This window comes from Amycolatopsis sp. NPDC050768 (assembly GCF_040654155.1).
In the GTDB taxonomy this organism is placed as follows: Bacteria; Actinomycetota; Actinomycetes; order Mycobacteriales; family Pseudonocardiaceae; genus Amycolatopsis.
On record NZ_JBFAHL010000003.1, the window covers coordinates 139,258 to 154,035 of the forward strand.

13 protein-coding genes are annotated in these 14,778 nt (G+C 70.3%); 7 read left to right on the forward strand and 6 right to left on the reverse strand.

Going from position 1 to position 14,778, the window contains the following annotated elements; translation table 11 throughout:
- Window positions 1-14: 14 nt before the first annotated feature.
- Window positions 15-2,216 (reverse strand): DUF2339 domain-containing protein, encoded by a 2,202-nt coding sequence (locus tag AB0H62_RS10860; protein ID WP_360585548.1) that lies wholly within the window; start codon window positions 2,214-2,216, stop codon window positions 15-17.
- Window positions 2,217-2,338: 122 nt separating this feature from the next.
- Between AB0H62_RS10860 and AB0H62_RS10865 the strand changes: the two genes are divergently transcribed.
- Window positions 2,339-2,632 (forward strand): hypothetical protein, encoded by a 294-nt coding sequence (locus tag AB0H62_RS10865; protein ID WP_360585550.1) that lies wholly within the window; start codon window positions 2,339-2,341, stop codon window positions 2,630-2,632.
- Between the two features lie 243 nt (window positions 2,633-2,875).
- On the opposite strand, the gene AB0H62_RS10870 is transcribed toward AB0H62_RS10865, so the two are convergent.
- Complete coding sequence (locus tag AB0H62_RS10870; RefSeq protein WP_360585552.1) at window positions 2,876-3,826, reverse strand: Gfo/Idh/MocA family oxidoreductase; 951 nt, start codon at window positions 3,824-3,826, stop codon at window positions 2,876-2,878.
- Window positions 3,827-3,900: 74 nt separating this feature from the next.
- Between AB0H62_RS10870 and AB0H62_RS10875 the strand changes: the two genes are divergently transcribed.
- Window positions 3,901-4,455, forward strand: a complete 555-nt coding sequence (locus AB0H62_RS10875; RefSeq protein ID WP_360585554.1) for an isochorismatase family protein — start codon at window positions 3,901-3,903, stop codon at window positions 4,453-4,455.
- Between the two features lie 11 nt (window positions 4,456-4,466).
- On the opposite strand, the gene AB0H62_RS10880 is transcribed toward AB0H62_RS10875, so the two are convergent.
- Together AB0H62_RS10880 and AB0H62_RS10885 are read right to left on the reverse strand one after the other, a co-directional pair.
- Window positions 4,467-4,985, reverse strand: a complete 519-nt coding sequence (locus AB0H62_RS10880; RefSeq protein WP_220245001.1) for a 3,4-dihydroxy-2-butanone-4-phosphate synthase — start codon at window positions 4,983-4,985, stop codon at window positions 4,467-4,469.
- Window positions 4,985-5,776 carry an alpha/beta hydrolase gene (locus AB0H62_RS10885; RefSeq protein ID WP_220245002.1) on the reverse strand — a complete coding sequence of 264 codons (792 nt, stop codon included), beginning with the start codon at window positions 5,774-5,776 and terminating at the stop codon, window positions 4,985-4,987. The genes AB0H62_RS10880 and AB0H62_RS10885 overlap by 1 nt, the downstream gene beginning before the upstream one ends.
- 182 nt (window positions 5,777-5,958) lie before the next feature.
- On the opposite strand from AB0H62_RS10885, the gene AB0H62_RS10890 reads away from it, so the two are divergent.
- Together AB0H62_RS10890 and AB0H62_RS10895 are read left to right on the forward strand one after the other, a co-directional pair.
- Complete coding sequence (locus AB0H62_RS10890; protein WP_360585556.1) at window positions 5,959-8,283, forward strand: GAF domain-containing protein; 2,325 nt, start codon at window positions 5,959-5,961, stop codon at window positions 8,281-8,283.
- Window positions 8,280-10,184, forward strand: coding sequence for a GAF domain-containing protein (locus AB0H62_RS10895; RefSeq protein ID WP_360585558.1), 1,905 nt, complete (start codon window positions 8,280-8,282; stop codon window positions 10,182-10,184). Before AB0H62_RS10890 ends, AB0H62_RS10895 begins: the two co-directional genes overlap by 4 nt.
- Here the strand turns inward: AB0H62_RS10895 and AB0H62_RS10900 are convergent.
- A complete protein-coding gene (locus AB0H62_RS10900) occupies window positions 10,126-11,661 on the reverse strand; it encodes an AMP-binding protein (RefSeq protein ID WP_360585560.1) in 1,536 nt (511 codons plus the stop codon). The two genes, AB0H62_RS10895 and AB0H62_RS10900, sit on opposite strands and share 59 nt — an antisense overlap.
- Window positions 11,661-12,242, reverse strand: coding sequence for an NADPH-dependent FMN reductase (locus AB0H62_RS10905; RefSeq protein WP_354864886.1), 582 nt, complete (start codon window positions 12,240-12,242; stop codon window positions 11,661-11,663). The genes AB0H62_RS10900 and AB0H62_RS10905 overlap by 1 nt, the downstream gene beginning before the upstream one ends.
- Before the next feature lie 151 nt (window positions 12,243-12,393).
- On the opposite strand from AB0H62_RS10905, the gene AB0H62_RS10910 reads away from it, so the two are divergent.
- Genes AB0H62_RS10910 through AB0H62_RS10920 form a run of 3 tightly spaced genes read left to right on the forward strand, consistent with a single transcriptional unit; the run spans window position 12,394 to window position 14,756 of the window.
- Window positions 12,394-13,191 carry an SDR family oxidoreductase gene (locus tag AB0H62_RS10910; RefSeq protein ID WP_220245006.1) on the forward strand — a complete coding sequence of 266 codons (798 nt, stop codon included), beginning with the start codon at window positions 12,394-12,396 and terminating at the stop codon, window positions 13,189-13,191.
- A gap of 17 nt (window positions 13,192-13,208) precedes the next feature.
- Window positions 13,209-13,982 (forward strand): alpha/beta hydrolase, encoded by a 774-nt coding sequence (locus AB0H62_RS10915; RefSeq protein ID WP_220245007.1) that lies wholly within the window; start codon window positions 13,209-13,211, stop codon window positions 13,980-13,982.
- 12 nt (window positions 13,983-13,994) lie between these two features.
- A complete protein-coding gene (locus tag AB0H62_RS10920) occupies window positions 13,995-14,756 on the forward strand; it encodes a glucose 1-dehydrogenase (RefSeq protein WP_360585563.1) in 762 nt (253 codons plus the stop codon).
- Window positions 14,757-14,778: the final 22 nt, after the last annotated feature.

Consider the following 14,778-nt stretch of genomic DNA (forward strand, 5'->3'; position numbering starts at 1 on the left):
ACCGACAGTTTCCGCTAGCGCGAGGCGACCATCCGCGCATATCGGCTCCCTGCAAGCAAAAGAACGAGACCGGCGCCGAGAAATGCACCCACTCGGGCGAGCCCGTCGAGCGCCGCGAGGTCGAACAGCACCAGCTTCGCGACCGCGGCGGCGACCAACACCAGACCCACCACGCGAAGCGCGACGACAGCGATACCGCGCAGAAGCAGGACGAAGGCGGCGACCGTCCAGGAAACGGTGATCAACGCGTGGCCCAGCAGGAAACCGGATCGGCCGGGAACCGCCAGGAGTGCCGCGCACAGGACCAGGCCGGCTGCACCGTAGAGGGCTGCGAGTCCGCCGGGAAGCCACGGCAAAAGCTTGCTGGGCTTGAGGATTTCGAGACGCACAGCCGCCCAGGTCAACGCGATCGCGGCACCCAGCATGAGCGCGGCCGCGGCGAGTGCGGCGAGCAGGTCGGCGGTCGTGTGCGGACGCGGGACGACGAGCAGCGCCGGCGTCACGTCCACGACGATCGCGACAAGCCCGCCGATCACCGCGAAAGCCAGCGAACCCCCTAGTGCGAAACGGTTCCTCGTGTAGCGAGCGGCGAACGCGAGCGCCACGGCTTCGCCCAGCAACACCGCACTCCCGTCGAATTCCGTGACAGTGGCCTGCAAAGCGGCAACCAGACCGGCGACACCTGCGACGGTCCCGGCTTGGCCACGCACGAGCGGCCATGTCGCGACAAGGACAACCGCCACCGCACCCGCCAACAGCGCGGCCTGCGTCTTCGGAAGCACCACCGCGGCGGCCAACACGGGCAGTGGCGCGACGGCGAGTACGGCCAGCAAAGTCGGATCGTTTTCCTTGCGGCGCAACATGATCAGCGAAATCGCAGCGCTCACGAAGCCGGCGGCCACCGCGACGCCGGTGTTCTGCGTGTGCAGCGCGGTGCCGATCAGCGACGCTGTCAAGGGCGGAATTGCCGAAGTGAGCGAAAGGGACCACCACGACCGTCGCAACTGGACGGGCACCGTCGCGATCTGGATGATGAGCAAGAAGGTCACGAGTTCCGGCGTGAAGCCCTGGGTGATCACGGGTGCGCACACGCCGCACGCGACAACAACGGAACTGGCGAGCAGAGGGGAATCCCACATGACGGCGAGCAACAGCCCGCCCACCGCGGTCACGAGCCCGACGGCGAGGCCCGCGGGAATGGGCAGGAACTCGTACAGGGAGGTGGCGGCTATCGCGTCGAGGTAAAGCGTCGCGATCCCCGTCGCGGCAAGGGCGAACGCACCGGTGCGCGCGGCCGGCTTGCGATGCAGCCACGCCCCCGCGCCGACGAGCGCCGCACCGAACACGGCCCCCACGAGCACCCGCGGCAACGGCCCCAGCCACCCACGCTGCACCGCGAGCACCAGCAGCAGCACGACACCCAGCAACGTCACGGCCCCACCGACCCACGCGAGCAACCGCGACCCGGCGCCCTCCTTGCCGAGCCGCTCGCTCAGCGTGGGCGACGGGATGTAGGGCGGGAGGGGGTTGGTCTGGGGGTAGGGCTGCTGCGCGTACGGCTGGGGTGCGGGCGGCATCGGGTAGGCGTAAGGGCCTGGGTAGGGCTGGTAGGCGGGGCCGTACGGCGCGTACGGCTGAGAGCCGGCCTGGGGGTGCGTTGACTGCGGACCCGCCTGGGGCGGCTGGTCTGGTCCGGCTGGGTGCGTCGGCTGCGGAGCCGCCTGGGGTGACTGGTCTGCTCCGGCTTGGTAGGTCGGCGGCGGAGCTGCCTGGGGTGACTGGTCTGGTCCGGCTTGGTAGGTCGGCTGCGGAGCTGCCTGGGGTGACGCCGGGTGTGAGGCAGTCTGAGCCTGCGGCTGCTCGCCGCCGGGCTGCTGCGGACTGGGCTGCGCTTGTGCGGCCGGCTGCGGGGTGGCCTGCGGCTGCGCAGCGGCCGACGAAGGGTGCGCGTGTCCGGGCTGGCTTGGGTCCTGGACCTCCTGGACCGCAGCGGACTGCTGCGTCTCGGTGGGCGTCACCGGCCGACCCGGCGGCACTGACGGCTGAGAGGTGGGCTTGACCAGCGGGTTGACCGACCCACCCTGCTGAGCCGGGTCCGCGGTCGACGTGCCGGGCGCCCCGGCGACGCGGAGTTCGGTGCCGACGGCGGCGATGTGCCGGCCGAGGTCGTCGAGGGCGTCGGCGAGGCGGTGCAGCGTGGCGGCGTCCGTGGTCATGCGGTCAGGGTCGGGGACGGGTGGTGGTGATCGGATCCGTAGCACTACTCAACCCCGGACACGGGACGGTTGCGATCACCCCGGCCAGTCTTCGCGACGAAGGCCCGGCGACGAGGAGCGGCGTGGACGATCAGCTGCTGAACGACCTCGCCGAGCTGGCCGAGGTGCTCCGACCGCACGAACCAGGCGCTGCGACGTTCCTCCGGACGCACCACGAACGGCTCGTGCACGCGAAGACCCCGTTCGAACGGCGGCGCGAGCTGAGGCCGTTGCTCGGGCTGTTCCGCGGCGCGGCGGGAAGCTTCAACGACCTCTCCTTCCACGACCACGGCGACCTTCTGCCCGAGAACGCACGCATGGAAGAACTGTGGGCCGCCGTCGCGCGGCAGGCTCGCGAGAAGCTGGACCACCGCTAAGGCGTGGCCAGCGGGCGCGCCTCACACCTGCTGCGAGGTTCCCGCGCAGGTCACCGTCCGCTCCCCGGATGGACGGGAGAGGCCCTGCGCTCCGTGGCTGAAGCGAAGTCGCCGCACCGGTCGCCCCGGTTGGCAGCCAAGTCCCGAACACAGGCCGCCACACTTCGCGGCCTACAGCGGTTCTGCGGGGCTATCCGCAGCCCTCCCGAGCGTTGGATAGCCCCGAGACCGGAGACCGGACCGTCAGCCGGCTTGAGCGATCACCTCGTCCATCGTCGCCATGATCGAGATGGTTTCGTCGAGCGGCATCAGTGGGCTTTCCAGAGCGCCGGCCGCGAGGAGGCGGGCGACCTCGTCGGCCTGGTGACGGAGGCCCCGGCCGGGGTCGGTGTGGGTGTGGCGGACGGGAGTGCCGCCGCGCGGGGTGACAGTGAAGGAGGCCGGAGCGTAAAAGGCGCCTTCGATGTCCAGGCGGGCGTCGGTGCCGACGATGGAGGCCGTGGTGGGTGAGGCGGCGCGGAGGGTGCAGTTGAGGACCGCGTGGGCGCCGCTGTCGTAGCCGAAGAGCATGGACGTCTGGGCGTCGACGCCGGTGAACGCCGGCGAGACGATCGAGGCCACGCGCGACGGCGTCCCGAGGATCATCGACGCGAACGAAACCGGGTAGACGCCCAGGTCGAGCAGCGCGCCGCCGCCGAGGGACGGGGCGAAGAGGCGGAAGCCGGCGTCCTCGGCGAACCACTGGCCGTGGTCGGCGGAGACGGTGACGATGTCGCCGAGCTCCGGGAGCAGGCTGCGGACGTGGTGGATGTGCGGCAGGAAGCGCGTCCACATCGCTTCCATCAGGAACAGTCCGCGTTCGCGGGCGAAGGAGACCAGCGAACGGGCCTCGTCGGCGTTCATTGTGAACGGCTTCTCCACCAGCACTGGTTTGCCGGCGGACAGCGCGAGCATGGCGTTGTCGTGGTGCATCGGGTGCGGGGTGGCGACGTAGACGACGTCGACGTCCGGGTCCTCCGCAAGCGCCTTGTAGCTGGCGTGGCGGGTGGGGATGCCGAGACGGTCTGCGAAAGCGTCGGCGCTCTCCTGGCTGCGTGAGCCGACGGCGGCGACCACACCGGAATCGGTGAGCTTCAGGTCCTCCGCAAAGGCGCCGGCGATGCCGCCCGTACCCATGATTCCCCAGCGCAGCATGCGTCCTCCACGTTTTCGCCCGAAACTGTCGGACCCAACACATACCATCGACCCACCCGAACGGAGGAGGCGCCATGACCACACTCGTCAACCGCCCGAAGACCGGCCTGCTCGTGATCGATGTGCAGAACGGCGTGGTCGACCACGCCCACGAGCGTGACAAGGTCGTCGCCAACATCGGCGTGCTCGTCGACAAAGCCCGCGCCGCCGACGTGGACGTGGTGTGGGTGCAGCACAACAGCGACCACATGCGGCGTGACAGCGAGAAGTGGCAGTACGTGCCGGAGCTCGTCCGGCGGGACTCGGAAGCGTTGGTCCAGAAGACCTACCCCGACTCGTTCGAGGAAACCGACCTCGAGTCAGTGCTGGCCGAGCGCGGGATCGGGCGCCTGTTCGTCTCGGGGGCGCAGACGGACCAGTGCATCCGCTCGACCCTCCACGGCGCCATCGCGCGCGGCTACGACGCCACCCTCGTCGGCGACGCGCACACCACCGAAGACCTCTCGGAGTACGGCGCGCCGACACCCGACAAGGTCGTCGCACACACGAACCTGTACTGGAGTTACCACACGGCGCCCGGCCGGACGGCCGGCACGGTGGCCACCAAGGAGGTCGACTTCACAGCCTGACCTGCGCGAAGTCAGAACACCTCCGCTGCCGAGACCCTCGGTAGGCCGGCGAGTGCCGGCTCCTCGCCCTCGACCGCGGCCAGCACCGCCGCCGCGGCGAGGCCGGCTCGACGGCACAGTTCCACGGCCGCTTCCGCCACGCCCGTGCAGCCGGGGCGCGCCAGGATTGGGACGACGTGGCCGGGCCGGGTGAGGTCGGTCCACGTCGTGGTCGGGGCCGCGAGGGTGCGCGCGGTCAGGGCACGGTCGTGGGCGGAGATGCCGGTGGTGGTGCCGTCGGCGGCGTCCACGGAGACGGCGAACGGCGGGCAGTCGGTGTCGTCGGAGGGGAGCAGCGGGATGCGCAGGGCGCGCAGCCGCTCGCGCGGGAGGGCGACGCAGGCGAAACCGCTGGTGTAGCGGATAAGGAAGGCCATCGACGCGGTGGTCACCAGCTCGGCCGAGAGGACCAGGCAGTCGTCGAGCAGCACCGGTTCGCCGCGGCCCAGGGCCGCGAGCGCTCCGACGTCCAGATCGGCGGCGAGGCTCATCAGCCCAGGTAGTCCGTGATCGCGGCGAGGGTGTCGTCCGGGTACTCCAGGAGCATGGCGTGGCCTCCGCGAGGCAGGACCCGCAGCGAAGCGTTCGGCAGCAGCGAAGCCATTTCCACGGACTGCGACACAGGCGTCAGGACGTCTTCGGCGCCGGCCAGCACGAGGGTCGGGGTCAGAGCCGAAGGCAGGTCCGGGCGGGAGTCGTAGCCGCGCAGGCCCGCGGCTTGCGCTTCGAAGCCCTCCAGCGACGTCGGGTACGGGTCGTCCGCCGCCAGTTTCGCCTGGGCAGCAAGGGTTTCGTGGTCCGACAACACGCGGGCGGTGAAGGCCCAGGCCATGCCGATCACGCCGACGGCCAGCGGGTCCACGTCGGCTCGGCGGAGGGCGAGGCCGGCGTCGAGCCAGGCGTGCTGGATGGGGGTGTACGACGGGAAACCGTTGAGCAGCACGGCTTTCGACAGGATCGAACCGTGGTGGATCAGCATCGACTGCAGCACCGACGCGCCCAATGACCAGCCGACGGCGGCGACCGGACCGAGGTCCAGGAACTGCACCAGCGCGGCCGCGTCGTCGGCCAGCGTGTCCACCGCGTACGGACCCGGGGGCACCGCGCTGCGGCCGACGCCCCGGTTGTCGAAGGTGATCACGGTGAACCGGCGGCTCAGTTCGGGCACCGCGCCCGCCCACGCGCTCGAGTTGGCGCCGAGGCCGGCGATGAGCAGCAGCGGCGGGCCTTCGCCTGCGGTGTCGTAGTGGAGGGTCACGCCGTTCACGGTCGCTGTCGCCAAGTGGCACCGTCCTCTCGAAGACACGAGCATCCGGCCGCGCCGGGTCGCGCGACAACGGGAGGATGTACACGAGCCGTACATCGGACGTGGGTGAACGCACACGCACTGCGCCATCCAGCGGCTTTTGGTCGACGGGGCCTCACATCTGTGGTCAAGATGTCAACAGGCACCGAGGAGACGAGATGGACACCAACGGCGGTGTGACCACCACGGAACGGGACCTGGCCAGGCTGCTGCACTTGCTCGCCGACGAAACCGGCGCGACGGGCGAGTTCGACCGGCTCGGCGAGGACCTGGCGGGCGAGGGTGATGGGGAGCTCGTCGCCCTCACGCTGACCAGGGCCGCACGCATCCGCGGGCTGCTCGCCGACCGCAAGCGCCGCGAGCGGGAGATGCAGGCGCTGCTGGACACGGCCAGTGACCTCGCCTCGGTGCGCGAGGTCGACGCCGCGCTCGACGCGATCGTCGCCCGCGCGCGACGGTTGCTCGGCACGGACGCGGCGTACATGGCGCTCGTCGATCCGGAGACGGGCGACGCGTACATGCGCGTCACGCTCGGCACGATCACGCGGCCCATCGAATCGCTGCGGCAGCCGCCCGGGTATGGCGTCGGCGGCTGGGTCGCGCAGGAAGGCCGCCCGTTCGCCACCGCCAACTATCTGCGCGACGACCGGATCCGCCGCAAGCACTCCGTCGCGTCGGCCGTGGCGGAGGACGGGATCGTGAGCATCCTCGGCGTCCCGATGCGCGTGGGTGCGGAAGTGATCGGCGTTCTGTTCGGAGCCAACCGCGACGAGCGAACATTCGCACAATCCGAGATCGATCTGCTGGGCTCGCTGGCGGATCACGCTGCGATCGTGTTGGAAAACGCACGCCTTTTCGCAGCCACGAAGGCGACCGCCGAAGAGCTGACCGTCGCCAACGACCAGCTCGCCCGCCACAACAAAGCCCTCGAACAGGCAGCGACGGCCCACGAACAGCTGATGGCGATGGTCCTGCGCCGCGCCGACTTGGCCGAGCTGGTGGCCGCCGTCGCGGAGACACTTGACGGCGCGGTTCTGGCGGCCGAGCCCGACGGCACACCGCTGGCGAAGGCCGGTCCCGCGGAGTTGCTGGACCGGCTGCCGGACCTACCACCTGACGACCCCGGGCCCTCCCGCGCACAGGACGTACGACCAAGCGCGCGAAGGGTGCCTTCGCTCGCCACCCAACCCGATAGCACCCCGGTGGTGGAGACCTGCGTACCGGAGCCGGCCGCCCAGTCGCCTGCCGAGCCGGGAACCGACCGAGGCCGCGAGCGGGACCGCAACGCGCGGAAGGGGACCGTACTCGCCGCGGAAGCCGATGGAATGCCCCTGGTGGAGGACGGCCTGGAGGATCCGGTTGAGCTGTCTGAGGAATCCGTAAGCGAGCTGGGCCGAACCGCGACCGGGTTCGCCGACGAGCCCGAGCAGACCGGCGAGCCCGAGAAGGCGGGGCTGCCTGAGCCTCAGGCCAACGAGGCCGATGAACCCGACAAGGCCGGGCCACCTGAGCGGGCGGCCGGCGAACCCGGGCCCGGGCGGGTGCGGGACTTGGGTCGGCGCGCGTGGACGGTGCCTGTACGGGCCGGCGGCGAGACGTTCGGACATCTGGTGTTCGCAGGGCGCGTGGAGCCGTTGGACACCGACAAGCGGATCCTCGAGCGGTCGGCGCAGACGGCGGCGCTGTTGTTGCTGGTCGAACGTCAGATGTCCGCCGCCGAACAGCAAGTGCGCGGGCAGGTGGTGGATGAGTTGCTTGCCGAACGTGAGCCGGATTGGGTGGCGTTGCGGAGGCGCGCGAAGGTGTCCGGCGCCATCGACTTTTCCGTGCGGCAGACGGTTCTCGTGTTGTCCGCGACAGGCACCACGAGGAGACGTCTGCTGAGGGCTGCCGCCGATTACGTGCGGGCGCACGGCGGTGTGGCGACCGAGCACGGTGGGCATGTCGTGTTGCTGGTCCCCTGCGCCGACGCGACGGCCGCCGTGAGAGCGACAAGAAAGCACCTCGAGCGCGCGACCGGCGGCACCGTCACCGCGGGTGTGGCGGGACCCGCCGCGACCGCGCCCGTCGTGCGGAGCCTGCATCGGGAAGCCGAGCGTTGCCACCGGTTGCTCGTCGCGCTCGGGCGCGCGGGCACCGCCGCCAGCCTGGCGGACCTCGGGGTGCTCGGCCTGGTGCTCGACGGCGCCTCGCGCGAACACGTCCGCCGGCTCGTCGAGGACAGCGCCGGCCCGATCCTGGCCTACGACACCGAACACGGCTCCCTGCTCGCCGAAACCCTCGACGGCTACTTCGCCGCCGGCGAGAACCCACGCGCCGCCGCGCGCCGGCTGCAGGTGCACGCCAACACCGTCTACCAGCGCCTCGACCGCGTCGACCAAGTGCTCGGGCATCGCCGTTGGCGCGAGCCCGCGGGCGCGCTCACGCTGCGCATCGCCCTGCAACTCCGGCGCGTAATCGACCAGATCCCGGTGGTGTCATGACAGCGGAAGCGCTCGCCAGGTCCACAGTAGACACTCCGGCCGAAGTCCTCGCCCACCTCACCTCCCTGCTCGCCGAAGAGGCGCCCGCCACTGATTTCGAAGCCGTCGAGGCGCACGTCCGGGCACTTCCCGAAGGCGACCGGAAGAACCTTTTGCGGCAAGCGATCGCCGACTCCCGCACCGTCCGCGGCATCCTCGCCCGCCGCGCGCAGCGCGAACGCGAAACCCAAGCCCTGTACGAAACCGCGCGCGACCTGACCTCGCTGCGAGACGTCGACGAGGTGCTCAGCGCCATCGTCGAACGCGTCCGCCGCCTGCTGGCCACCGACTCCACCTACATCGCCCTCATCGACGACGACACCGGCGACGCCTACATGCGCGTCACCTCCGGCACGGTCACCGCGCCGATCCGCTCGGTGCGCCAACGGCCCGGCTCAGGCGTCGGCGGCCGCGTGATCGCGACCGGACGTCCGTTCGCCACCACCAATTACCTCACCGACCCACGCATCCGCCGCGAGACCCAGGTGGCGAGCGCCGTTGGAGAAGACGGCGTGGTGAGCATCGCCGGTGTGCCGATGAAACTCGGACAGCGGGTGATCGGTGCGTTGTTCGCAGCCGATCGTCACGAGCGAATATTCGATCAGCACGACATCGCTTTGTTGACCTCGCTCGCGCACCACGCGTCGGTGGTGATCGACAACGCGCGGCTGTTCGGCCAGCTCGGCAGCACCACGGAGGAGCTGCGCGAAACCCACGCGCAAATGTCCGAACAACGCCACGCGCTCGAGCTCGCCGGCACCGCCCACGAGCTCCTGATGCCGCTCGCGCTCGCAGGCGCCGACCTCGGCGAAGTGGCCGACACGATGGCGCGGCTGCTCGACGGCACCGTCGCCCTCGAGACCGGCACCGACCGCGTCGCCGCCACCGCGCCCGGCGGGATCCCGGTCGACGCCGTGTTCCGCACCGGCACCGTCGTCCCGCTGCGCGCCGGCGGCGAGACGCACGGGCGGCTGTACTTCGGCCGCACCCAGCCGCTGACCGAAACCGAACTCGGCACACTCGAACGCGCGGCACAAACCGCAACACTCCTGGTACTTCTCGAACGCCAGACGGCAACAGTCGAACAAGACCTGCGCCACGAGCTGGTGGAAGACCTCCTCGGTGAACGCGAACCCGACTGGGACTCCATCACGCGGCGTGCGAAAAGGTTCACCGTCCTGGTGGAAAACGAACCTCACGTGATCGTCGTGGTATCAAGCGATGCGCCAGAACTCACCACAGCCGTCGAATGCGCCGCCACCCGGCGCGGCGGCCTCGCGAGCGAAGTGGACGGTCACCTCGTCCTGATCCTTCCCGGGTGCGAGGCCGGCGCCATCGCCCGGGCCGTCGCGGCCGAGCTCGACGCGAGCACCCCCGTCACCGCCGGAGCCGCCGGCCCGGCCCACGACCTCCAGGCGCTGCGCACCACCCACCACCAAGCCCTGCGCTGCCACCGCCTTTTACTGGCCCTCGGCCGAAAAGGCAGCGGCGCCGGCCTCGACGAGCTCGGCGTCGTCGGCGTAGTCCTCGACAACGTCGGCCCCGACCAACTGCACCGCGTCGTCCGCCGGGCCCTGGGACCGCTGCTCGACTACGACTCCGAACACCGCTCGTCCCTGCTGGCCACCGTCGAGTGCTACTTCGACCGCGGCCAGAGCCCACCCGCCGCGGCCCGCGCGCTCGGCATTCACGTCAACACGCTCTACCAGCGCCTCGACCGCATCGACCACGTGCTCGACGGAGCCGGCTGGCGCGACCCCGAAAACACCCTCGACCTGCAGGTCGCCCTGCAGCTCTACCGGCTCATGCCGGACCCCGCCGCGCCCGCTCCCGCAGCACGAACTTCTGCACCTTCCCGGTAGACGTCTTCGGCAGCTCACCGAACTCCACCGACTTCGGCGCCTTGAACCGCGCCAACCGCGACCGCACGTGGGCCACGATCTCCTCCTCCGTCGCCGACGCGCCCGCGTGCAGCGTCACGTACGCCGCCGGCACCTCGCCCGAGTGCTCGTGCGGCGCGGCGACCACCGCGACCTCCAGCACGGCCGGGTGGTCCGCGATCGCCTGCTCCACCTCGACGGACGCGATGTTCTCGCCACCGGAGATGATCACGTCCTTGCTGCGGTCGCGCAGTTCCACGTACCCGTCGGGATGCAGAACGCCCAGGTCACCGGTGCGGAAACAACCGTCGGGCGCGGCCGCACGCGTGGCCTCGGGGTCTTTGAAATAGCCGAGCATCACGTTGTTGCCCCGCAACGCGATCTCGCCGACCGTCACTCCGTCGGCGGGCACGTCCACCCCGTCGGCGCCGATCACCCGTACGACGCAGGCGATCATGTTCCCCACGCCCTGCCGTGCCTTCATCCGTGACTGCGCCGCCGCGTCGAGGTCGTTCCACTCCGGACGCCAGTCGCAGATCATCGCCGGTCCGAAGGTTTCCGTGAGTCCGTACAGGTGCGTCACGTCGAAACCCAGCTCACCCATGCGCCGTAGGATCGCCGGTGACGGTGGGGCGCCACCGGTCGCCACGCGCACCGTCGGGGTGACCGGTGCGGCTTCTTGTGCGTAAGCCAACATCGACAACACCGTGGGCGCGCCGTTGAGGTGGGTGACGCCCTCCTCGCGGATCAGCCGCCACACCTCGGCCGGCTCGACCTTCGGCAGGCACACGTGTGTCGCCGCAGCTGCCGTGACGGCCCAGGGGAAACACCAGCCGTTGCAGTGGAACATCGGCAGTGTCCACAAATGCACAGAAGATGGTGACAATCCCACGTGACCCACCATCGCCAACGCCTGCAAGTACGCGCCGCGGTGGTGGTACAACACGCCTTTCGGCCGACCGGTGGTGCCGGACGTGTAGTTGATCGACAGCACCGCCCGCTCGTCGTCGGGCGTCAACGCCAGCGGGGCAGCGGCCGCGAGCAACGCCTCGTACTCGTCCCCGGCCCGGATCCGCCGCACCCCGCTGACACTCGACAGCACCTCGTCCACCAGCGGGTCGAACACCGGATCATGCACCAGCACCGACGCCTCGGAATGCTCCAGGATGTATGCGACCTCGCGCGCCGACAGCCGCGTATTCACCGCCACCAGCGGCACTCCCGCCCACGGCACACTGAAGTTGGCCTCCAGCAACACGTGCGTGTTCGGCGCCAGCACCGCCACCGGACGCCCACCGGCCAACGGCGCCAGCGCCCCCGCCAGCCGACGACACCGGTCGTGCAGCTCCGCGTACGTCCACCGAGAAGCGCCGTCCACCACCGCGACCCGAGAACCGTGCGCCGCCGCCGCACGGTCCAGATAGGACAGTGGCGTCAGCGGTTCGAACGAGAGCTCCATCAGGCGACCCGCGCCGCGGCGACGAGACCCGCGAACCGCACCACCTCGTCGGCCACCAGATGCAGCTGCTGCACCACACGCGGCTGGTCACAGGCGCCGTCGGCGAACTGCGTCTCCAGCGAGTTCACCACCGCGCCGTACGGCGTGACCCAGCCGCGCAACGCGTGCACCACCGAGCGCAACGCGCCCAGCGTCGTCACCCCCGCCTGCCACCCGTGCGCCGCCACGACCAGCCCGACCGCCCGGTCGGCGAGGTACGACAACGGGTCCTCACGCATGTCCTCCACGTAGTCCAGAGCGTTCTTGACCAGCCCCGACATCGACCCGTGGTAGCCGGGCGAGGCGATGATCACCCCGTCGGCCCGGCGCAGGTGGTCGACGAGCTCGCGCGCCACCGCACCGCCGTCGCCGCCCGGCGCGTACATCGGCAGCTGGGCCAACGAAGCCCCGGCGAACGCGTGCGTGGTCGCGCCCAGCTCTTGCGCGTGCCGCAACGCGATCCGCAGCGACTGCTCACTCGACGATCCGGGACGCACGGTGCCCCCGAGGCCCACGACGTGCAGCTGTCCAGCTCGTTCCACGATCCACCACCCGTCACTCGCGCTGACTTGGCCACCTCATCGTCAGCGGGAGCCCGGCGCCGCGGCAATGGGAATCCGCACATGCCGCGGGCCGGCAGCGCGCACGAACTTCCGTTGTCGCACCCGCGTGCCACAGGTCACAGTCGAGCGCATGGTCATGGCACTGGAGAACAAGATCGCCGTCGTCACGGGCGGCGCGAGCGGCATCGGCCGGGCCACCGCGGTGCGCTTCGCGCGCGAGGGCGCACACGTGGTGATCGGCGACGTGCAAGATGCGAGCGAAACCTTACGGCTGGTGGAAGAAATCGGCCAAAAGGCTGTGTACAAACGAACAGACACCACCAGCGAAGCCGACTGCGACGCCCTCGTCGCCGCGGCGGTGGCCGAGTTCGGCCGGGTCGACGTCGGCGTGGCGGCCGCGGGCATCGCGACCGCGGCGGGGATGAGCAACGTCGAGACCCGCGCGCAGAACGGCGACGCGACGCACGTGGTGAACCTGGCGACGGAGGCGTTCCGGCGGGTCCTGGACGTCAACGTGCTGGGCGTGATGATGACCGACCGCGCGCTCGCCCGGCAGATGCTCGAGCAGGGTGACGGGGGTTCGATCATCAACATCGCCTCGAGCGCGGCGAAGATCCCGCTCGCCGGCGCGGCGCCCTACTGCACGTCGAAAGCCGGCGTCTGGATGCTCACCAAGGTCCTCGGCCTCGAGCTCGCCACCACCGGCGTCCGCGTGAACGCCGTGGGACCCGGCTACACGGCCACGCCGATGATCGCCGGCATCGAGGACAACGAGGCGGCCTACTCCTCGGCGATGAGCATCACGCCGATGAACCGCCTCGGCACCGCCGACGAGCAGGCGAACGCGGTGCTGTGGCTCGCGTCCGCCGAATCGTCGTTCGTCACCGGCCAGATGCTGCACCCGGCGGGCGGCCAGTTCACCGACTGAGGAATGGAGGTTCCCGCATGACAACTCTGGACATCGCAGGCATCGGGCGGTTCGAGGTCGACCTCTGGGAGGACGGCAGCGGGTCGCCCCTGCTGTACCTGCACGGGTACGAGCGCCACCCCGGCGGCGCCGGGTTCCTGAAGCGGCTCGCCGAGTCCCGGCGGGTGCTCGCGCCCGAGCTGCCGGGCTACGGCAAGTCGACCGGGTTCGAGCACTTCACCGACGTGCTCGACGTCGCCCTGTTCCACCGCGAACTGGTCCGTTCCTGGGGACTGGAGCAGGTGGATGTCGTCGGGCACTCGCTCGGCGGAATGTTCGCAGCCGAACTCGCCGTGATCGCTCCCCAACTCGTACGGCGGCTCGTGCTGGTGGATCCGTTCGGAATCTGGCTTGACGACCAGCCTTCGCTCGACCCGTTCGGCGCGGCCGCCGGCGTGAAGGCCGCCAAGTGGCACGCCGGTCCGCCCGAGCAGGAGCCGACGAACTTCGTGCCCGACCCCGAAGACCCCCACGCGGGGATCCTGTTCTCCGCCCGCAACCTCGGCTCGGCCACGAAGTTCATGTGGCCCATCGCCGACCGAGGCCTGCGGCGCCGGCTCCCGCTGATCTCCGCGCCGACGCTCGTGGTCAACGGCGCGTCCGACGGCCTCGTCACCACCGCGTACGCCGAGGAGTTCGCGCGGCTCGTGCCCGACGCCAAGGTCACCGTGATCGACGAGGCCGGGCACTACCCGATGGTCGAGCAGGAAGACGAGTTCGTGTCCGTGGTCACCGCTTTCCTGGATTCCTGAGAGGACGTCGAAATGGGCAGGGTAGACGGCAAGGTCGCACTGGTCACCGGGGGTGCGGCGGGCATCGGCCGCGAGACCGCGTACACGCTCGCGCGTGAAGGCGCGACCGTGGTGGTCGCGGACATCAACGAGGACGGCGCCAAGCTCGTGGCCGAGAAGATCGGCGACGCGGCGAGCGCCGTGCGATTCGACGCCACAGATCAGCAGTCCATTGAGGACATGGTCGCCGCGGTGATCGAACGCCATGGCCGCGTGGACGTGATCCACAACAACGCCGCGCTCGTGGGTCCCGACGCGTGGTTCGGCGACACCACGGTGATCGACACGGACATCGCGCTGTGGGACCGGGCGTTCGCCACGAACGTACGGAGCATCTTCCTGGTGTGCAAATTCGCACTTCCGCACATGGTCGAGGCCGGCCGGGGCGGTTCGATTGTGAACATGGCATCGATCGGCGGGTTGCGCGGGAGCGCCGGGCTCACTGCGTACGGCACCACCAAGGCCGCCGTTGTCGGGCTGACGCGGTACATCGCGGCGCAGCACGGACGTCAGGGCATCCGCTGCAACGCGATCGCCCCGGGCGTGATCCAGACCCAGCAGCTGCTCGACGCTGTGCCCGATCTCCCGGAGAAGTCGCTGGCCGGCACCGCGTCGCCGCGCGCCGGACTGCCGTCGGACATCGCGAACATGGTGCTGTACCTGGCTTCCGACGAGTCGGCGTTCGTCAACGGCGAGACCTACCGCGTCGACGGCGGCTCCATGGCAGCGGGCTGAACCCCCTACTCCTTCGAAAGGC